Raw genomic sequence first — 19428 nt, 5'->3', positions numbered from 1 at the left:
TGTGAGAGGATTGCCGTATAACGAGTGCCATACGCGTGTTTGGTAATAAAGGACCCACAATAAAAGCTGATGAAGACTCCTAAACGCATTGAACCCCTGATCGAGGACGGTCTGGTCGACGAAGTGCTGCGCCCACTCATGAGTGGTAAAGAAGCAGCTGTTTATGTGGTGCGCTGCGGCAACGAGCTACGTTGCGCCAAGGTCTACAAGGAGGCGAATAAACGAAGTTTTCGTCAGGCGTCCGAATACCAGGAAGGACGCAAGGTCCGTAACAGTCGACAAGCCCGGGCGATGGCCAAGGGCTCCAAGTTCGGCAAGAAAGAAACCGAAGACGCATGGCAGAACGCCGAAGTGGCGGCGCTGTTTCGTCTGGCGGGGGCCGGTGTACGAGTTCCTCAACCCTACGACTTCCTTGAAGGCGTGTTGTTGATGGAACTGGTGGCCGATGAATACGGTGACGCGGCGCCGCGTCTTAACGACGTGACCCTGGATGCGGATCAGGCCCGTGAATATCACGCCTTCCTGATTTCCCAGATCGTGCTGATGTTGTGTACGGGCCTGGTGCATGGTGACTTGTCCGAGTTCAACGTGCTGTTGACCCCGACGGGCCCGGTGATCATCGACCTGCCTCAAGCGGTGGATGCGGCGGGCAACAACCACGCGTTCAGCATGCTGGAGCGGGACGTGGGCAACATGGCCGCCTATTTCGGGCGTTTCGCGCCGGAATTGAAGCACACCAAGTACGCCAAGGAAATGTGGGCGCTTTACGAAGCGGGCACCTTGCACCCGGCCAGCCTCTTGACCGGCGAGTTTGACGAACCGGAAGAGTCGGCGGACGTCGGCGGTGTGATGCGTGAGATTGAAGCGGCGCGGCTGGATGAGGAACGGCGCCAGGCGATACGCGCGGCGGACGATGCGCCACCGGGCAAAACTGCGGAAGAACCGCCGCCGCCCTGGATGCAGTGATCTGCCTTCGGGGTGTTCAAGGCCAATCGGGTCAGCCTTGACTTGAGCGCCCCGTAGCCGCTGTCGAGTCCTGGCGCGGCTGCGTTAGCGCGCTTGCCGCGGACGCAGCCTTGCCAGGGATCCTCAACGACAACCGGCGCCAGAGGCCAATTCCTTGAGAATCGGGCAGTCTGGCCGGTGGTCGCCCTGACAGTTCTCGGCCAGTTCCTGCAAGGTATCGCGCAGTTGGGCCAATTCGCGGATTTTCTGATTCAGTTCATCGATGTGCTGGCGAGCCAACGCCTTGACGTCGGCGCTGGCCCGTTGCCGGTCCTGCCATAGTTCCAGCAGTTTACCGACCTCCTCCAGGGAGAAGCCCAGGTCTCGCGAGCGCTTGATAAACGCCAGGGTGTGCAAGTCGTCGGCGCCATACAGGCGATAACCACTGGCGCTGCGAAGGGCCGGCTTGAGCAGATTGATGGATTCGTAGTAGCGAATCATCTTGGCGCTCAAGCCGCTTTGACGGGCTGCTTGGCCGATGTTCATGAGCAATACTCCCGGAGACATTGGCCCTAGGATCAACCCTGACCTCGGGGGAAGGTCAAGGATTCAGATCAATGTTTCAGTAACCCAGCTTCGCCGACTTGAGGTACATCCCGTCGGCGCCCTGGGCGATGCGCAGCTTGCGCACGTCTCCGGCCTTCAAGGTGATTTCCTGGGCCTTGGGCGCCAGCATGCCCGGCAAGCATCCCGGGGCCTGGCCCGGCAGCAGCTTGAGACGCAGCGAGACCCGGCCTTCGGGGAAATTGAAGGAGGTGGCTTGCTCCTGAAACAGTCGCCCGGCCAATTGGTCGTTCACGTACAGGCCAATTTCGCAATTGGTCGGGACTTCCAGGCGCTCCCTGGAAATGATCAGTACCGCATAGTCTTCGGCGGCATGGGCCATCGGGGCAGCGGCGAACAGGCTCATCAGGCCGGCAAGGCCAAACAGCGACCAACGCATGGGGAATTCTCCGAGTTTTGAATCGTGGTTGCTTGCAGCTTGGCCGACGATGCCCACGAATACCAGCCCGGCCGAAGATTTCAGAACTTGACCTTGCCACCGTGGAAAGGTCAACACTGCCGGCTACGTTATCCAAGGAGCTACCCCATGCAAGTATTCAACGTTGAAGGAATGACCTGCGGCCACTGCGTCCGGGCCGTGACACAAGCGGTGCAGAACCGGGATCCAGCGGCCAGCGTACGCGTCGACCTGGCCGCCAAGGAAGTCGGCGTTGAAAGCCGACTGTCGCCACAGGAGGTGATCGACCTGATCGCTGAAGAAGGCTACAGCGCCAAACTCGGCTGATTTTGATAGTTAGCGACCTAACGTAATGTTCAAGGCTCCCAGGCGCGGCTAGACTATTGAGCTGCCGACTTACCTGGGTGCCTGATGAAACTTCGCATAATCCTGATTTTGGGGGCCTTGAGCGCATTTGCGCCCTTGGCGATCGACTTCTACCTGCCGGGGTTTCCGGCCATGGCCGTGGCATTCGGCACGGATGAAAAGCATATCCAGCTGACCCTGGCCGTGTACTTCGTTGGCCTGGCTATCGGGCAACTGATCTATGGGCCGCTGGCGGACCGCTTTGGCCGGCGTCTTCCGTTGTTGAGCGGCGTTACCTTGTTCACGCTGGCTTCTCTGGCCTGCGCCTATGCGCCGTCTCTGGAATGGCTGATCGGCGCGCGCTTCGTTCAGGCCCTGGGCGGCTGTGCGGGCATGGTGATTTCCCGTGCGGTGGTCAGTGATAAATGTGACGCGGTGGGCTCGGCCAAGGTGTTCTCGCAACTGATGCTGGTGGTCGGGCTCGCGCCAATACTGGCACCGATGCTGGGTGGGGTGATGGTCAACCTGTATGGCTGGCAGTCGATTTTCCTGGCGTTGACGCTCTTCAGCGTCGGCGCGGGCATTGCGGTGGCTGTCGGCCTGCCGGAAAGCCTGCCGGCCAATCAGCCTCGACAACCGTTATCCGGGGCGTTGCGCCAGTACGCTCGCTTGTTGGGGGACCGGGTATTTTTCGGTTATGCCTTGACCGGAGGCATTGCGATTGGCGGGATGTTTGCCTACATCGCCGGTTCGCCGTTTGTCTTTATCAAACTCTATGGGGTACCGGCCGAGCATTACGGTTGGCTGTTCGGCACCAACGCGGCGGGCTTCATCCTGGTCGCGCAGGTTAACGCGCGGTTGTTGTCCAAGCGTGGCCCGGCGTTTTTGCTGACTCGCACGGTGTGGGTGTATCTGGCGGCGGCGCTGGCGTTGCTGGCAGTCAGCGCGCTGCATACCGAGGCGTTGTGGCCGTTGATGCTGCCGCTGTTTTTTTGTATCGCCAGTTTGGGCTGCATCATGCCCAATACTTCGGCGTGCGCCATGAACGGGCAGGGCGCACGGGCCGGTAGCGCCTCGGCGTTACTGGGGTGCATTCAGTTTGGCATAGCGGCTGGCGCGGCGTCGTTGGTCGGCGTGCTGCACAATGGCACGGCCATGCCGATGGCGATGGTCATCAGCCTGTGCGGGGTGTTGGCGGTGATTGTGGCCATGTGGACCCGACGCCTGCAGCGTGAAAGAGCCTTGCAAGCGCCGGTCTGATCAGCGCATGTTCAGCCAGCAGCCCGCTGCTGGCTTTCGGGAAAGTGATGGGGAGCCTGGATGCGGCTTTGCAGGGTGTTGGCGAAGGCCCTGGCCTCGGCCTCGCTGCGAAAGGTAAAGGTGTTCCGGTCCAGGCGAACCTGCCATTTGCTGCCGTGGGATTTTGCTAACGCTTTTATCAGGATTTTCATTGCTGATGTCCTCACGTAAAAGATTGCGTGGCAAAGGCGGCCAATATAAACCCGAATGCGCTGATAAATATGACAAGGATCAAGTGTCTGACTAGCGGTGTCATCCGCTGCCTACTCAGATAGCGGATGCCCCTGACAGACCTGTTTGTCTAGAAGCCTTCCAGCACGATTTTGCCCTTGGCCTTGCCGCTTTCCAGCAATTCATGAGCCCGGCGCAGGTTATGTGCATTGATCACGCCGAAGTGCTCGCCCAACGTGGTTTTCAACGTGCCGGCGTCGATCAGTTCGGCCACGCGGTTGAGCAGGTTGTGCTGCTCGATCATGTCGGCGGTTTCAAACATCGAGCGGGTGTACATGAACTCCCAGTGCAATGACAGGCTCTTGCGCTTGAGCTTGCTGACATCCAGCGCTTTCGGGTCATCGATCAGCGCCAGTTTCCCCTGAGGCACCAGGGCCTCCACCAGTTGGTCCAGGTGATGATCGGTCTGGGTCAGGCTGGCGACGTGAGTCACCTGTGGCACGCCCGCGCGCTTCAATTCTTCACTCAGTGGCTGGTTGTGATCAATCACCAGGTCGGCGCCGAGGTCGTTGGTCCAGGTGCGGGTCTCGGGGCGTGAAGCGGTGCCGATGACCTTTAGCGCAGTAAGCTGCGCGGCCAATTGGGTCAGGATCGAACCCACGCCGCCGGCCGCGCCGACGATCAGCAGAGTTTGCCCTTCATCGTTCTTGCCTTCGCGCACTTGCAGGCGTTCGAAGAGTAACTCCCAGGCGGTGATGGCGGTCAGCGGCAACGCAGCCGCTTCGGCAAAACCCAGGCTCTTGGGCATATGGCCGACGATCCGCTCATCCACCGTGTGCAACTCGCTGTTGCCGCCCGGGCGCACCAGTGAGCCGGCGTAAAAGACTTTGTCGCCGGCCTTGAACAGTGTCACTTCACTGCCCACGGCCTTGACCACGCCGGCTACATCCCAGCCCAGTACTTTGGCCGTACCGTTTTCCGGGGCGACGTTCTGACGGACCTTGGTGTCCACCGGGTTGACCGAGATGGCTTTGACCTCCACCAGCAGGTCACGCGGGCCGGCGACCGGCTCCGGCAATTCGATGTCTTGCAGGGATTTGGGGTCGTGGATGGGCAGGGCGGCGTAGTAAGCAATGGCTTTCATGGTGAGTTCCAAAAATGAGCGGGACCGTGGAACGGGATGAGCAGATCATTGGCTATTTCTAATGAAGATAAAACCCGCTAAAAGCACAGTCTCTTTCAAAGAAATTTTGATAATTGGCCAGGATTAATCTTCATGCTGCGTTTTGATGATTTGCAGTTGTTTGTTCGGGCTGCCGATTTGGGCAGCCTGTCGGCGGCGGCCAGGGGCATGGACATGTCGGCGGCCGTGGCAAGCGCGGCGTTGAAACGCATCGAGCAGCAATTGGGCGCGCGCCTGCTGGCGCGGTCTACCCGGAGCCTGCGCCTGACGGCCGAAGGTGAGGGGTTTTTGCAATACGCGCGCGCCGCGTTGAGTCAGCTGGATGAAGGCCGACGCTTGCTGGCCAGCCGGCAAGATCACGTCAGCGGTGTGCTGCAACTCTCGGCGCCTTCGGATTTCGGGCGTAATGTGTTGTTGCCCTGGTTGGATGAATTCCAGCGCGAGCATCCTCAATTGGCTGTGCGGCTGCTGCTGGGTGACCGCATCGCCGATCTGTTTCGCCAGCCTGTGGACATCGCCTTGCGCTACGGTGAACCCGAGGACTCCAGCCTGATTGCCTTACCCGTGGCCCCTCACAATCAGCGCGTGCTGTGTGCTGCGCCCAGCTACCTGGCGCGGCATGGCGAGCCGCGTCAGTTGGCGCAGTTGGCCCAGCATAATTGCCTGCTCTATATGCTCGGCAGCCGGGTGCATGATCATTGGGGTTTTCACGATGGCCGCCGGGAAGTCAGCCTGACCGTGACGGGCGATCGTTTCAGCGATGATGCCGATGTGGTCCGACGTTGGGCGGTGGCCGGTGCCGGCATCGCCTACAAGTCCTGGCTGGATGTCAGTGAGGATGTGCTGGCGGGGCGCTTGCGTGTGATCCTGCCGGAACTGCGGGGGGAGCGTACGCCCCTCAATCTGTTGTGCGCTCACCGTGCTCAGTTGAGTAAACCGATCAACCTTTTGCGGGAAATGCTCGTGGCCCGTTGTGCGAAATTGACTGAGCAGTTCTCGGAGCGATGGAGCCCTAGGCAATAACCGCGGAATACGGAGAAATTTCACTCAGCTTCTGTCTACGATTTGGCTGTGGGACGTCAGGGAAAACGGAGTTTGCGCACCTATACTTTCGAGCGACGAGCAGCAGACGAATGATTCAACAGGGAGTGAATAATGGAACAGGCACCTTGCATCAGCCAGATTGCCACACTGCTGGCCGACCCCAAGCGCATCGCGATGATGTGGCCGTTAATGGACGGTTCGGCCAAGCCTGCCGAAGAACTGGCCACGCTGGCAGGCTTATCACCGTCTTCGGCCAATGCCCACTTGGCCCGGTTGGCGACCGGCGGCTTGCTGCGGGTGGAAGTCCGTGGGCGTAAACGCTTATTTCGTGTGGCCGCACCCGATGTGAGCGCTGCGGTCGAGGCCCTTGCCAGCACCACGGCCGCCAGCGCCGCGCGCAGTGCGCCTTTGCGGGCGGTGGAGGCCTTGGCTGCCCCCGCGTCAATGCGCCAGGCCCGGCTGTGCCACGGCCATTTGGCTGGCGAACTGGCGGTCGCGCTTTATCAACGGATGCGCCTGGCCAGATGGATCGATTGCCATGAGCAACGGATCAATGTCACGCCCTTGGGCGCACGCAATCTGGCGAGTCATGGGATTTATACCCAGGCGCTGGCTCAGTACTGCAAGACGTCCATCACCTGCGATTGCTTTGACTGGAGCGAGCAGCAGCCCCATCTGGGTGGAGCATTGGGCGCGGGGCTGCTGCAATTGTTCATGCAGTCGGGCTGGTTGCAGGTCATCAATGAATCCAAGGCGCTCCAGATCACCGAGACAGGGCGAGTGGAAATAGCCAGGTTGGCGCTGACGCCGGAGGCCTGCGCCAGCTAGCGTCGTTCAGGGTTTTAATCAGGTCGCATCCAGCGAATACCCCGCCGGGCGATGCCGCACACTCGCTGAGGGGATTTTCCACACGAGGGGCAGAGCATGGGCATTCAAGGCTATAGCGCGGCAGAGCGACTGGAACGGTTACCCATCAGTGGTTATCACCGGGTCATTTTTATCATCATTGCCCTGGCGTTTTTCTTCGACTCCATGGATTTGGCGATGATGACGTTCCTGCTGGGATCGATCAAAGCCGAATTTGGCTTAAGTACCGCCCAGGCCGGCTTATTGGCCAGTTCGAGTTTCTTCGGCATGGTGGTGGGCGCATCGCTATCAGGGATGTTGGCTGACCGCTTCGGACGCAAGCCGGTGTTCCAATGGAGCATCGTGTTGTGGGGCGTCGCCAGCTACCTGTGTTCCACGGCGCAGACGGTGGAAATGCTGACGTTGTTTCGTATTCTGTTGGGGATTGGCATGGGCATGGAGTTCCCGATTGCCCAATCGATGCTTTCGGAACTGATACCGGCCAAGCGCCGTGGACGCTACATCGCCTTGATGGACGGCTTTTGGCCGCTCGGGTTTGTCGCGGCGGGGGTGCTGTCCTATTTCCTGCTGCCGGTGATTGGCTGGCGCGACATTTTCCTGGTGCTGGCGGTGCCGGCGGTGTTTGTCCTGGCGATTCGTTTCTTTATTCCCGAATCGCCGCGTTGGTTGGAGCAGGCCGGACATGCGCAAGCGGCGGATAAGGTGCTGCAGGGCATCGAGCAACGGGTGCAGAGCGCGTTAGGGAACGTTCCGTTGCCGCCACCGGTGCGTTTACCGCGGGTGGATATCGTGCCGGGGACTTTTTTCTCGGCGTTCCGGCAATTGTGGTCAACGCAGTACCGCCAGCGCACGATGATGATCTGGAGCGTGTGGTTCTTTGCCTTGCTCGGTTTTTACGGGCTCACGTCGTGGCTGAGTGCCCTGTTGCAGCAATCGGGTTTCGCCGTGACCCAGTCGGTGTACTACACCGTGATCATTTCCCTGGGCGGGATTCCCGGCTTCCTGATGGCGGCCTGGCTGGTGGAACGCTGGGGGCGCAAACCGGTGTGCATCGTGACCTTGCTCGGCGGCGGGGTGATGGCGTTTCTGTATGGGCAGAGCGCGGTTTTTGGTGGCAACGTCGGCCTGCTGATCGGCACGGGCCTGCTGATGCAGTTCTTTCTGTTTGGCATGTGGGCGGTGCTTTACACCTATACGCCGGAGCTGTATCCGACGTCGGCGCGGGCTACCGGTTCGGGCTTTGCTTCGGCGGTGGGTCGCGTAGGCTCGTTGCTCGGGCCGTTGGTCACGGGGCTGCTGTTTCCGATTACCGGACAGGGTGGGGTGTTTGCCTTGGGCGCGTTGTGTTTTGCGGTGGCGGCGGGGGTGGTCTGGGTGTTCGGAATGGAGACGAAGGGCAAGACGCTGGAGGAGTTGAGCGAGGTCTGAAGGGCGGTGCTGACCACCCGTGGGAACCGGGTATTCCCGGTTCCCACGTTGGAGTGTTTGCGTCAGTGGTCGTCGATTATGGCTTGACCAGTCGCGCATCCAAACTGTTTTGCGCCAGGCGCTGGGCCTGATCCTGGGTCATGCCCAGCGAGGTGTACAGCGCATGGAAGTTCTCGGTGACATAACCACCGAAGTACGCCGGGTCATCCGAGTTAACCGTGACCTTCACTCCCCGCTCAAGCATGTCGAGGATATTGTGCTGGGACATGTCATCGAACACGCAAAGCTTGGTGTTGGACAACGGGCAGACGGTCAACGGGATCTGCTCGTCGATGATCCGTTGCATCAAGCGTTCGTCTTCGATAGCGCGCACACCATGGTCGATACGCTGGATCTTCAGCAGGTCGATGGCTTCCCAGATGTATTCCGGTGGACCTTCTTCGCCGGCGTGAGCCACGGTCAGGAAGCCTTCGCCGCGCGCGCGGTCGAACACACGCTGAAACTTGCTGGGTGGGTGACCCATCTCCGAACTGTCCAGGCCCACGGCAACAAACGCGTCGCGGAACGGTAGCGCCTGGTCGAGGGTTTTTTCGGCTTCTTCCTCGCTCAAGTGGCGCAGGAAGCTGAGGATCAGGCCACTGCTGATGCCCAGTTGTTGTTCGCCATCCTTGAGCGCCGCGGCGATACCGTTGAGCACGACTTCGAAGGGAATGCCCCGGTCGGTATGGGTTTGCGGGTCGAAGAAGGGTTCGGTATGGATCACGTTCTGCGCCTTGCAGCGCAGCAGGTAGGCCCAGGTCAGGTCGTAGAAGTCCTGGGAGGTGCGCAACACATCGGCACCTTTGTAGTAGAGGTCAAGAAACTCTTGCAGATTGTTGAAGGCATAGGCCTTGCGCAGGGTTTCGACGTCGTTCCACGGCAGCGCGATCTTGTTGCGTTCGGCCAGGGCGAACAGCAACTCTGGTTCCAGGGAACCCTCGAGGTGCAAGTGCAGTTCAGCTTTTGGCAGGGCGTTGAGCCAATCGTACATGTTCAAATTCTCATCAGGTGCAATGGCGGCATTCTACAGGCCAAGGCCAAAATAATCGGCAAAACCTGACCGAGCGGTAAGCATTCTTCATGCCTGCAGTAATCATCGATTGAACTAAGGTGTAACGAAACGTTAGCGACGTGGTGCAGTCTGTACCCCATCAACGACTGATTCGCTGCTCGAAAAGGCCTTTAATGCTCACATCCCTCAAGCAAGAAAAATTCATGCTGCTGGCGCTGATTGCGGCCATCGCGGCCTATGTGCTGGAACACCCGTTGCTGCACAGCGGACAGATGATCGCGCTATTCGGTGGCATGGTGCTGATCGGCTTTATCGTCATGGCTTCGATGCGGGTAGCCCATCATGCGGAGGTGCTGGCAGAAAAAGTCGGCGATCCCTACGGCACCATGATCCTGACCCTCGCGGCGGTGTTGGTGGAAGTGGTGATCCTGGCCATCATGATGAGTAACGAGGCGTCTCCCACCTTGGTCCGCGATACCATCTATTCGGCCGTGATGTTGGACATCAACGGAATCCTCGGCCTGGCCGCGCTGATGGGGGGCATCAAGCACGGCGAGCAATCCTATAACGATGATTCGGCGCGAACCTACAGCGTGATGATTCTCACGGCCATGGGCGTGTCGATGGTGGTGCCGGAATTTATCCCCGAGGCGGACTGGAAAATCTACTCGGCCTTCACCATCGGTGCGATGGTGGTGTTGTACACCTTGTTCCTGCGTATGCAGGTCGGGCCTCACAGTTACTTCTTCAGTTACAGTTATCCGGAAAAACGTCGCAAGCAATTGCCGCCGGGAGAAGCCTCGCCCGTCAACCTGACGTTCTCCATCGCGACGCTGGTATTCGGCGTGGTGGTGATTGGCGCATTGGCCGAGGTGATGTCCAAGACCCTGGATCTTGGCCTTGAAGGCACGGGCGCACCTCCCGTGATTACGGCAATCCTGGTGGCAGCCATTTCCGCGGCACCGGAGATCTTGACCGCATTGCGCGCAGCCTTGGCCAACCGCATGCAATCGGTGGTCAATATCGCCCTGGGTGCATCGCTATCGACGGTAATCCTGACCGTGCCGGTGATGGAAGCGATGGCGCTGTACACCGGCCAGCCGTTTCAGATGGCAATGACCCCGGTGCAAACGGTGATGGTGTTCATCACGCTGATTGTCTGCGCGATCAACCTCAACGATGGCGAAACCAACGCCATCGAAGGGATGACCCATTTTGTGCTGTTTGCGACCTTTATCATGTTGTCGCTGCTGGGGTTGTAGCCTTAGCCTGCGATCAACTCCCGCGCCGCCTGGCTGTGATCGGCAATCAGGCCTTGAAGGTCCAGGCCTTCGACCTGCCCGTCGATCACTCGCCATTGACCGCCGACCATCACGCGATCGGCCCGATCGGCGCCGCACAGCAGCAGGGCCGACAGTGGATCGTGGCTGCCGGAGAAGCGCAGTTCATCGAGCTTGAATAGGGCCAGGTCGGCCTGTTTGCCCACTGCCAACTCGCCGATGTCGCTGCGGCCGAGCAATGTTGCCGAGCCCTGGGTTGCCCAGCCGAGTACCCCTTCAGGGGTGATTTTCTCGGCTCCGTAACGCAAGCGCTGGATGTACAAGGCCTGGCGGGCTTCGAGGATCATATTGGAGGCGTCGTTGGAGGCGGAGCCGTCCACCCCCAGCCCGAGGGGGGCGCCGGCGGCGATCAGGTCGAGGCTCGGACAAATGCCCGAGGCCAGGCGCATGTTGGAACTCGGGCAATGGCAGATGCCGGTACCGGCCGCGCCCAGACGGGCAATCTCCTCAGGGTTGAAGTGGATGCCGTGGGCCAGCCAGGTGCGAGGACCGAGCCAGCCGACGCTGTCCAGATAGTCCACGGTGCGCAAGCCAAAGCGTTGCAGGCAGAAGTCTTCTTCGTCGAGGGTTTCCGCCAGGTGCGTGTGCAGGCGTACATCGAGGCTGTTGGCCAGCTCGGCGCTGGCGCTCATGATTTGCGGCGTCACCGAAAACGGTGAGCACGGCGCCAGGGCAATCTGGATCCGCGCGCCATCGCCACGTTCATGATACCGGGCGATCAGGCGCTGGCTGTCTTCGAGGATGACTTCGCCCTGCTGCACCGTCTGTTGCGGCGGAAGTCCGCCGTCAGCTTCACCCAGGCTCATGGAACCACGGGTCAGCATGGCGCGCATGCCCAGTTCACGGACACTTTCGACTTGTACATCGATGGCGTTTTCCAGGCCATCGGGAAACAAGTAGTGATGGTCCGCCGCGGTGGTGCAACCCGAGAGCAGCAACTCGGCCAACGCAACCTTGCTGGCGAGCGCGAGCTTCTCGGGTGTCAGCCGCGCCCAGACCGGATACAAGGTTTTCAACCACGGGAATAAGGGCTGGTTGACCACCGGCGCCCAGGCGCGGGTCAGGGTTTGATAGAAGTGGTGGTGAGTGTTGATCAGTCCGGGAAGGACGACATGCTCGCGGGCATCGAAGACCTGTCCACAGGCGGTGGCCGGTTGTTGCCCGAGGGCAAGGACTTCGACGATCACGCCATCCTGTAGCACCAGGCCGCCTCGGGCATCGAGGGCATTGGCGGTGAAAATCGCGAGAGGGTTTTTCAACCAGATACGGGTCGCAGGCATTGGCCGGCTCCTCTGAATGATGGGTTCAGGTTTGCCAGCTCAGTGTTGCCCTGTCTGCTGATCCAGGGTCGCCGGTGAGGGCGAACGCGCAGTTTACGTGTAGTCCAAAGCCGGGTCTATCACCGGCAATCGGTGATAGATCCGCAGGATGCTTACCAGGGAATAGTCTCGCCCTTGTAATTCACAAAGTGATGACCGCCTTTGCCAGTGTAGGCGTTCACTTGGGCAATCAAACCGCGCACACTGGTCTGCACGTCCAGGTCGGCGCCTTCGCCGCCCATATCGGTCTTGACCCAGCCCGGATGCAGCGACAATACCGTTAACTTCTGCTCGCCCAATTGCGTGACAAAGGTGTTGGTCATGGAGTTGAGCGCAGCCTTGCTGGCTTTGTACAGCGCAAGCTCCGGCGCATCGGGCATGGTCACGCTGCCCAGCACTGAACTCATGAACGCCAGCACGCCGCTGTCTTTGCGAATCAGCGGGGCAAAGCGCTGTGCCAGGTTGATCGGTGCCACCGCGTTGGTGAAAAACAGTTGGCCCACTTCGGCCAGGGTTGCATGCCCTGGGGCCTGATTTTCCGGGCCCTTGACGCCGGCGTTGACGAACAGCAGGTCGAACGTCTGGGTCTTCAGAAGCTGGCTCAGGGCAATCACGGCCTGCTGATCATCCATGTCCAGTTGTTCGATGCTTACCGGACCGAGGGCTTTCAAGGCATCGGCCTTGTGCGGATCACGGACTGTGGCGGTGACTTGCCAGCCATCCGCCAGCAGACGTTCGACCAGACCAAGGCCCAGGCCTCGAGAGGCGCCGATGATCAGCGCGGTTTTTGGCGTAGACATGAGTAGCTTCCTTCGTGGTGCAGGTTCAAGGGTTCAGTGGACAACGTTGTCCGAGTCGTTGCTGCAACTCCAGGCGCAGTTGGCCAAGTTCGCGGATGCGGGTGTCGATCAGCATGAGCTTGTCTTGCAACAACTGGGTGACTGCGCTGTCAGGGTCGGGAGCATGCCAGAGAGCGGCGACGCTGCTGCCGATTTCACCGAGGCTGAAGCCTAGGCGTTGCGCGGTCTTGATGTACAGCACCAGTTGCAGCATCTCTGCCGGGTAGTGGCGATAACCGTTGGCGCTGCGTTGCGCGGCAATCAGTCCGCGCTGCTCGTAGAAACGCAAGGTATCGCGGCTGACGCCACTGGCTTGAGCCAATTCGCCGATGCGCATGGAGTGAACTCGATAAGGCTTGACCTTGGAGCATACTCCAGGCTTTACCTTGCTGGCTTCTTGAATCGAAGGAGCCTGCCGTTATGTGGTCCACCGAGCACTATCGCCAACTGGTACGAGCCAGTGGCTGGTATGACTTGATCGTAACCGCTGCGTTTGTCACGCCGTGGGGTTTTTTACTGTTGCACGGCGCTTTGTCGAATGTCAGCCAGACCTTCAATTTGCCGGGGGAGCTGCCACCTTTTGCGCCGATTCATCTGCTGATGGCTAACCTGCTGGGGTCGATTGTCTGCGTTTGGGCGGTGCTGCGGATCCGTGACCCGCAACGGGTTTTTGGGCGCTACGACGCAGTGGGCCGACTATTGTTTGCTACCTGGCAGCTCTATGCATTGTTAAATGGAGTGTCCTCGATACTGGTGGTGATTCTGGTATTTGAGGTGCTCTGGGCAATTGCGCAATTCTGGCCGGTTCAATTGGATAAAAAATGAACAGCAGCCTCAACGCCCGGTGACAAAAAGGTTACAGGCGAGTGTGCTCAGGTTATCCACAGGCAGATGCACAGTCGCTGTGGGTAGTTTCAGCGTTGCAGGCGAATTCGTCCGCGACTCAGGTCTGCCAGTAGCGTCTGCAAGGTGTCGATCTGGGCTTCACCCAGCGCGAGTTGAAGCTCCACGCCGTTGGCGGTGAAGGTTTCCTCTACCACCAAGCCGTGCAGTTCGGCGACACGCAGTTTGACCAAGGGCAGTTCAGCGAAGCTGCACGCGCAGGTGAGTGGCACGCGACTGATCAATTCGATCCGCTCGGCGTTTTGCAGGCATTTATTCGCGCCACCACCGTAGGCACGGGCGAGGCCACCGGTACCCAGTTGAATGCCGCCGTACCAGCGGATCACCAGCACCACGACTTGGTCGAAGTCTTGGGCTTCGATGGCCGCCAGGATCGGTCGCCCTGCGGTGCCGCCGGGTTCTCCGTCATCATTACTGCGGTATTGCCCACCCAGCTTCCAGGCCCAGCAATTGTGCGTGGCGTTCAGGTCGCTGTGCTGCTCGATGAACGCCTGGGCGTCTTGGGGGCAGGTGATGGGGGCGGCGAGGGTGATGAAGCGGCTTTTGCGAATTTCTTCGCGAAACTCGCAAAGGCCGATAAGCGTAAAAGGCATGAGTGACTTCGTTTAGAGGGCGGGCTTGATGCCGCAGCCTTTGAGAATGATGTGGATAAGGTTGGTGCCGGCGTCTTCCATATCGTGTTTGGTCAGCTTGGTGCGACCGGTAACGCGACAGATCTGCGTGGCGAAGTCAGCGTAATGCTGGGTGCTGCCCCAGAGCAGGAAGATCAGGTGGACCGGGTCGACGGGGTCCATTTTGCCCGCATCGATCCAGGCTTGGAACACGGCCGCGCGGCCGCTGAACCAGGCGCGGTAGTCCTGGCTGAAGTATTCGGTGAGGCACTCTCCGCCGCTGATGATCTCCATGGCGAAGATCCGCGAGGCTTGTGGCTGACGTCGGGAAAACTCCATTTTGGCGCGGATGTAGCGCGTCAGCGCTTCGGCAGGATCATCCTCGGCGGTCAGCGTGTTGAAGGCGCTGTCCCACAGCTCGATGATGTTGCTGAGTACCGCAACATAGAGCCCCAGCTTGTTGGTGAAGTAGTAGTGCAGGTTGGCCTTCGGCAGTCCGGCGCTCGTTGCGATGGTATTCATGCTGGTGCCTTTGTAGCCATGACGGGCGAACTCGTCTTCGGCGGCCTGGATGATCGCTTGTTGGTTCTTTTGCCGAATGCGGCTTGCAGGTTTTCCAGCGTGGTTACTGTGGGCAGGAACGTCGAGGCTCATGGAGGTTTCCGTGCAGATCGATGAATGCGGCTGATGCACAGATAACCCACCCACAAGCCCCAGACAAGTCCCGATACGATAAAAGCCTCAAAGCGGTTTCAGCGTTTCGCGGACCGGGTCGCCGCCGCGCTGTTTGCCCAGAACGCCGGACGGCAACACGACCTCACTAGCAGAGGGCCTGCGGATCTGGATAAAAGCTCCTGCACCCGCGACTCTCAACGGTCAATAAGGCCGTACGCGGTCAGGTCCCATGCAGAACCGAGGCTCAGGCCGCAGAGGTCATGATTCTCGGGTCTGGCGAAAAACTATTCAGTTGCTGAGTTTGCGCGCGGCCCGTATCAGCGGGTTGCGGCCAGGCTGTCGAGAAAACTTTCCAGCACCAAATGAGGACGACGACCTTTGCGCGTGACCGAAGCGAGGCTTAAATCATAAAAGCGCGCCGCAGGTTTCAAGGCACGCAATCGGCCTTGTTGCACCCACAGGCTGGCGTAGTGATCGGGCAGATAACCGATATAGCGCCCGGTCAGGATCAGGAATGCCATGCCTTCACGGTCGGATGCGCTGGCGGTGCAATTAAGGGCTTGATAATGCGCCTGGATGTCGGCCGGCAGGCGAAAGGTCGGCGCGATGGCGTCCTGTTGATTGATGCGTGGGTCATCCAGTTGCTTGTCATCGGCATAGAACAGTGGATGACCGACCGCGCAGTAGAGCAGCGAACGTTCGCTATACAGCGGTTGATATTCGAGACCCGACAACGCGCTGGCCTGAGGCACCACGCCGACGTGCAGGCGTCCGTCGAGCACGCCTTGCTCGACCTCATTGGGGGCGATCATGCGAATCTGGATTTGTACGTCAGGGCCGCGTTCTTTCAGTTGTGCCAAGGCGTGGGTAATGCGCATGTGAGGAAGTGTGACCAGGTTATCGGTGAGGCCGATGATCAGTTCCCCGCGCAGGTGTTGATGCAGGCCATTGACCTCGGTGCGGAAACTTTCCAACGCACTTAATAGTTGCAGCACTGACTGGTACACCTCACGACCTTCCTCGGTCAGCGAAAACCCCGCGCGTCCGCGCTGGCACAAACGCAAGCCCAGGCGTTGCTCGAGATCACTCATCTGCTGGCTGATGGCCGAACGACCAATGCCCAGCACCGTTTCCGCCGCCGAGAAGCCGCCGCACTCCACCACGCTGCGAAAGATACGCAGCAAGCGAATATCGAAGTCGCTGACTTGGGCCAGGGGATCGGGGCGACGGCTGCTCATAGTTTAGTGGGGGCCTGACTGAAGGTTAGAAAAGTTGGATTTCACAGACTTTATCCCCATGGCAATTTAGCTGCAAGAACGCTTTTCAATCCCGACGCTGCCTTCTGCCCTGCGAGGTTTTGCTGATGAACATGCCCGAAAACGCCCGGTCCTCCCTGGCCAGCCAATTGAAGCTGGACGCCCATTGGATGCCTTACACCGCTAACCGCAACTTTCAGCGCGACCCGCGTCTGATTGTTGGGGCCGAAGGCAGTTGGTTGATCGATGACAAAGGACGCCGGGTCTATGACTCGCTATCGGGCCTGTGGACCTGCGGTGCCGGGCATACACGCAAGGAAATCCAGGACGCGGTGGCCAAGCAACTCGGTACGCTGGATTACTCGCCAGGCTTTCAATACGGTCATCCGCTGTCGTTCCAGTTGGCCGAAAAAATCACCGACCTGACGCCTGGCAACCTTAATCATGTGTTCTTCACTGACTCCGGTTCCGAGTGCGCCGATACGGCGGTGAAGATGGTGCGCGGCTACTGGCGCCTGAAAGGCCAGGCGACCAAGACCAAGATGATTGGCCGCGCCCGTGGTTACCACGGGGTGAATATCGCCGGTACGAGCCTTGGCGGTGTCAACGGCAATCGCAAGCTGTTTGGTCAGGCGATGATGGATGTCGATCACCTGCCGCACACCTTGCTGGCGAGCAATGCATTCTCCCGGGGGATGCCGGAGCAGGGCGGGATCGCCTTGGCCGATGAGCTGCTCAAGCTGATTGAGCTGCATGACGCTTCCAACATCGCGGCGGTGTTTGTCGAGCCTATGGCCGGTTCTGCTGGCGTATTGGTCCCCCCTCAGGGCTACCTCAAGCGTCTGCGTGAGATTTGTGATCAACACAATATTCTGTTGGTGTTCGACGAAGTGATCACCGGTTTCGGGCGTACCGGTTCGATGTTTGGCGCTGACAGCTTCGGTGTGACGCCGGACCTGATGTGCATTGCCAAGCAAGTCACCAACGGTGCGATCCCGATGGGTGCGGTGATTGCCAGCAGCGAGATTTATCAGACCTTCATGAACCAGGCGACGCCGGAGTACGCAGTGGAATTCCCACACGGCTACACCTACTCGGCACACCCGGTAGCGTGCGCCGCTGGCCTGGCGGCATTGGATCTGTTGCAGAAGGAAAACCTGGTGCAGAGCGTGGCCGAAGTCGCGCCGCACTTCGAGAACGCGTTGCACGGCTTGAAGGGCGGCAAGAACATCATCGACATCCGCAACTATGGCCTGGCCGGTGCGATCCAGATTGCCCCGCGTGACGGTGATGCCATCGTGCGTCCATTCGAGGCCGGGATGGCGTTATGGAAAGCCGGGTTCTACGTGCGTTTCGGCGGTGACACCTTGCAGTTCGGCCCAACCTTCAACAGCAAGCCGCAGGATCTGGATCGCTTGTTCGATGCGGTCGGTGAAGTGCTGAACAAGATCGACTGATTTCTCCTTCTATATAGAACACACATCGGGCGCGGCGAGTGTCGCGCCTGTGGACAACTTTCAGGAGCCCTGCATGAGCCTTATCCAGCATTTGATCAACGGCGAATTGGTGACCGACAGCGGTCGTAGCGCCGACGTGTACAACCCGTCCACCGGCAAAGTGATTCACCAGGTGCCGCTGGCCAGCCGCGAAACCATTCAGACTGCGATCGACTCGGCCAAGGCCGCGTTTCCGGCGTGGCGCAATACACCACCGGCCAAGCGCGCCCAGGTGATGTTCCGTTTCAAGCAATTGCTGGAGCAGAACGAGGCGCGTATCTCGCAATTGATCAGCGAAGAACACGGCAAGACGCTGGAAGACGCGGCCGGCGAGCTGAAGCGCGGGATCGAGAACGTTGAGTACGCGTGCTCGGCGCCGGAAATTCTTAAAGGCGAATACAGTCGCAACGTCGGCCCGAATATTGATGCCTGGTCGGATTTCCAGCCTTTGGGCGTGGTGGCCGGTATCACGCCGTTCAACTTCCCGGCCATGGTGCCGCTGTGGATGTATCCGTTGGCGATCGTCTGCGGTAACTGTTTCATTCTCAAGCCATCGGAACGCGACCCGAGTTCGACACTGCTGATCGCACAGCTGTTGCAAGAAGCCGGTTTGCCTAAGGGTGTACTGAGCGTGGTGCATGGCGATAAAGGCGCGGTGGACGCGTTGATCGAGGCGCCGGAAGTCAAGGCATTGAGTTTTGTAGGTTCGACGCCGATTGCCGAGTACATCTATTCCGAAGCCACCAAGCGCGGCAAGCGCGTTCAGGCATTGGGCGGGGCGAAAAACCATGCGGTGCTGATGCCGGATGCGGACCTGGACAATGCAGTCAGTGCCCTGATGGGCGCGGCGTATGGTTCGTGCGGCGAGCGTTGCATGGCAATCTCCGTGGCGGTGTGTGTTGGCGATCAGGTTGCCGACGCGCTGGTTGCCAAGTTGGTGCCGCAGATCAAGGCCCTGAAGATCGGCGCGGGAACTTCCTGCGGGCTGGACATGGGGCCGCTGGTGACAGGTCAGGCTCGGGATAAGGTCAGTGGCTATATAGAAGACGGTGTCTCCTCCGGTGCCGAGCTGGTGGTTGACGGTCGCGGACTGAGCATTGACGGCCATGAAGAAGGCTTCTTCCTCGGGGGAAGCCTGTTTGACCGCGTGACTCCCGAGATGCGTATCTATAAGGAGGAGATCTTCGGGCCGGTGCTGTGCGTGGTGCGGGTGAATAGCCTGGAAGCCGCGATGCAACTGATCAATGATCACGAATATGGCAATGGCACCTGCATCTTTACCCGTGACGGGGAAGCGGCGCGCCTGTTCTGTGACGAAATTGAAGTGGGCATGGTCGGCGTCAACGTGCCGTTGCCGGTGCCGGTTGCCTATCACAGCTTTGGTGGTTGGAAGCGTTCACTGTTTGGTGATTTGCACGCGTATGGGCCGGATGGGGTGCGTTTCTACACCCGTCGCAAGGCGATTACCCAGCGTTGGCCGCAGCGAGCCAGTCATGAAGCGTCGCAGTTCGCCTTTCCCAGCTTGTAAGTAGACGGTAAAAGGCCGGCCCCTTTGGGCCGGCCTTTGCGTTTTTGGGGCTTTTTTGACTGTTGTGACAGTTTTGTGAAAATAGAGGTTGACGGCAGAATCTGGAC

At 59.6% G+C, this 19428-nt stretch carries 21 protein-coding genes; 10 read left to right on the top strand and 11 right to left on the bottom strand.

Annotation, left to right across the window (positions count from 1 at the left end; translation table 11 throughout):
* Nucleotides 1-69 precede the first annotated feature (69 nt).
* Nucleotides 70-966 carry a PA4780 family RIO1-like protein kinase gene (locus AC6CIA_RS08705; protein ID WP_339531739.1) on the top strand — a complete coding sequence of 299 codons (897 nt, stop codon included), beginning with the start codon at nt 70-72 and terminating at the stop codon, nt 964-966.
* A 123-nt stretch (nt 967-1089) separates the two neighbouring features.
* On the opposite strand, the gene cueR is transcribed toward AC6CIA_RS08705, so the two are convergent.
* Nucleotides 1090-1491, bottom strand: a complete 402-nt coding sequence (gene cueR, locus AC6CIA_RS08700; protein WP_498311538.1) for a Cu(I)-responsive transcriptional regulator — start codon at nt 1489-1491, stop codon at nt 1090-1092.
* 76 nt (nt 1492-1567) lie between these two features.
* Nucleotides 1568-1948, bottom strand: a complete 381-nt coding sequence (locus AC6CIA_RS08695; protein WP_498311537.1) for a hypothetical protein — start codon at nt 1946-1948, stop codon at nt 1568-1570.
* 147 nt (nt 1949-2095) lie between these two features.
* Between AC6CIA_RS08695 and AC6CIA_RS08690 the strand changes: the two genes are divergently transcribed.
* Nucleotides 2096-2293, top strand: a complete 198-nt coding sequence (locus AC6CIA_RS08690; protein ID WP_339531737.1) for a heavy-metal-associated domain-containing protein — start codon at nt 2096-2098, stop codon at nt 2291-2293.
* Between the two features lie 84 nt (nt 2294-2377).
* The gene (locus AC6CIA_RS08685; RefSeq protein WP_498311536.1) at nt 2378-3571 is read left to right on the top strand and encodes a multidrug effflux MFS transporter; all 1194 of its coding nucleotides are present in this window, start codon (nt 2378-2380) and stop codon (nt 3569-3571) included.
* 11 nt (nt 3572-3582) lie between these two features.
* Here AC6CIA_RS08685 and AC6CIA_RS08680 read toward each other — a convergent pair whose 3' ends face one another.
* Both AC6CIA_RS08680 and AC6CIA_RS08675 read right to left on the bottom strand, forming a co-directional pair.
* The gene (locus tag AC6CIA_RS08680; protein ID WP_498311535.1) at nt 3583-3762 is read right to left on the bottom strand and encodes a hypothetical protein; all 180 of its coding nucleotides are present in this window, start codon (nt 3760-3762) and stop codon (nt 3583-3585) included.
* A 149-nt stretch (nt 3763-3911) separates the two neighbouring features.
* Nucleotides 3912-4925, bottom strand: a complete 1014-nt coding sequence (locus AC6CIA_RS08675; RefSeq protein WP_498311534.1) for a zinc-binding alcohol dehydrogenase family protein — start codon at nt 4923-4925, stop codon at nt 3912-3914.
* Between the two features lie 132 nt (nt 4926-5057).
* On the opposite strand from AC6CIA_RS08675, the gene vimR reads away from it, so the two are divergent.
* The 3 genes from vimR (at nt 5058) to AC6CIA_RS08660 (ending at nt 8303) form a co-directional block, all read left to right on the top strand.
* Nucleotides 5058-5987: a transcription regulator VimR gene (vimR, locus tag AC6CIA_RS08670; protein ID WP_498311533.1), complete on the top strand. Its 930-nt coding sequence runs from the start codon at nt 5058-5060 to the stop codon at nt 5985-5987.
* A gap of 132 nt (nt 5988-6119) precedes the next feature.
* Nucleotides 6120-6836, top strand: coding sequence for an ArsR/SmtB family transcription factor (locus tag AC6CIA_RS08665; protein ID WP_498311532.1), 717 nt, complete (start codon nt 6120-6122; stop codon nt 6834-6836).
* 96 nt (nt 6837-6932) lie between these two features.
* Nucleotides 6933-8303, top strand: coding sequence for an MFS transporter (locus tag AC6CIA_RS08660; RefSeq protein WP_498311531.1), 1371 nt, complete (start codon nt 6933-6935; stop codon nt 8301-8303).
* Nucleotides 8304-8379: 76 nt separating this feature from the next.
* Here AC6CIA_RS08660 and AC6CIA_RS08655 read toward each other — a convergent pair whose 3' ends face one another.
* Nucleotides 8380-9333: an adenosine deaminase gene (locus AC6CIA_RS08655; RefSeq protein ID WP_084381749.1), complete on the bottom strand. Its 954-nt coding sequence runs from the start codon at nt 9331-9333 to the stop codon at nt 8380-8382.
* Nucleotides 9334-9527: 194 nt separating this feature from the next.
* Between AC6CIA_RS08655 and AC6CIA_RS08650 the strand changes: the two genes are divergently transcribed.
* Nucleotides 9528-10616, top strand: coding sequence for a calcium:cation antiporter (locus tag AC6CIA_RS08650; RefSeq protein WP_498311530.1), 1089 nt, complete (start codon nt 9528-9530; stop codon nt 10614-10616).
* 2 nt (nt 10617-10618) lie between these two features.
* Here AC6CIA_RS08650 and AC6CIA_RS08645 read toward each other — a convergent pair whose 3' ends face one another.
* The 3 genes from AC6CIA_RS08645 to AC6CIA_RS08635 all read right to left on the bottom strand — a co-directional run bounded on the left by AC6CIA_RS08645 (nt 10619) and on the right by AC6CIA_RS08635 (nt 13189).
* Nucleotides 10619-11974, bottom strand: coding sequence for an 8-oxoguanine deaminase (locus AC6CIA_RS08645; protein ID WP_498311529.1), 1356 nt, complete (start codon nt 11972-11974; stop codon nt 10619-10621).
* Nucleotides 11975-12126: 152 nt separating this feature from the next.
* Nucleotides 12127-12813, bottom strand: a complete 687-nt coding sequence (locus AC6CIA_RS08640) for an SDR family oxidoreductase (RefSeq protein WP_498311528.1) — start codon at nt 12811-12813, stop codon at nt 12127-12129.
* Between the two features lie 25 nt (nt 12814-12838).
* Nucleotides 12839-13189, bottom strand: coding sequence for a MerR family transcriptional regulator (locus AC6CIA_RS08635; protein ID WP_498311527.1), 351 nt, complete (start codon nt 13187-13189; stop codon nt 12839-12841).
* Between the two features lie 83 nt (nt 13190-13272).
* Between AC6CIA_RS08635 and AC6CIA_RS08630 the strand changes: the two genes are divergently transcribed.
* Complete coding sequence (locus tag AC6CIA_RS08630; protein ID WP_498311526.1) at nt 13273-13677, top strand: hypothetical protein; 405 nt, start codon at nt 13273-13275, stop codon at nt 13675-13677.
* Nucleotides 13678-13766: 89 nt separating this feature from the next.
* Here AC6CIA_RS08630 and AC6CIA_RS08625 read toward each other — a convergent pair whose 3' ends face one another.
* The 3 genes from AC6CIA_RS08625 to AC6CIA_RS08615 all read right to left on the bottom strand — a co-directional run bounded on the left by AC6CIA_RS08625 (nt 13767) and on the right by AC6CIA_RS08615 (nt 16279).
* Nucleotides 13767-14348 carry an IMPACT family protein gene (locus AC6CIA_RS08625; protein ID WP_498311525.1) on the bottom strand — a complete coding sequence of 194 codons (582 nt, stop codon included), beginning with the start codon at nt 14346-14348 and terminating at the stop codon, nt 13767-13769.
* A gap of 12 nt (nt 14349-14360) precedes the next feature.
* Nucleotides 14361-15020 carry a TetR/AcrR family transcriptional regulator gene (locus AC6CIA_RS08620; RefSeq protein ID WP_498311524.1) on the bottom strand — a complete coding sequence of 220 codons (660 nt, stop codon included), beginning with the start codon at nt 15018-15020 and terminating at the stop codon, nt 14361-14363.
* A gap of 338 nt (nt 15021-15358) precedes the next feature.
* Nucleotides 15359-16279 carry a LysR family transcriptional regulator gene (locus AC6CIA_RS08615; RefSeq protein ID WP_498311523.1) on the bottom strand — a complete coding sequence of 307 codons (921 nt, stop codon included), beginning with the start codon at nt 16277-16279 and terminating at the stop codon, nt 15359-15361.
* A 125-nt stretch (nt 16280-16404) separates the two neighbouring features.
* On the opposite strand from AC6CIA_RS08615, the gene aptA reads away from it, so the two are divergent.
* Together aptA and AC6CIA_RS08605 are read left to right on the top strand one after the other, a co-directional pair.
* Nucleotides 16405-17754, top strand: a complete 1350-nt coding sequence (gene aptA, locus AC6CIA_RS08610; protein ID WP_498311522.1) for an omega-aminotransferase AptA — start codon at nt 16405-16407, stop codon at nt 17752-17754.
* 73 nt (nt 17755-17827) lie between these two features.
* Entirely contained in the window at nt 17828-19321 is a 1494-nt protein-coding gene (locus AC6CIA_RS08605; protein WP_498311521.1) for a CoA-acylating methylmalonate-semialdehyde dehydrogenase, read from the top strand.
* Nucleotides 19322-19428: the final 107 nt, after the last annotated feature.

Source organism: Pseudomonas sp. GQ91, from assembly GCF_059758795.1.
Note: the sequence above shows the minus strand (reverse complement) of the source record. Positions and strands in the feature narration are given on the sequence as shown.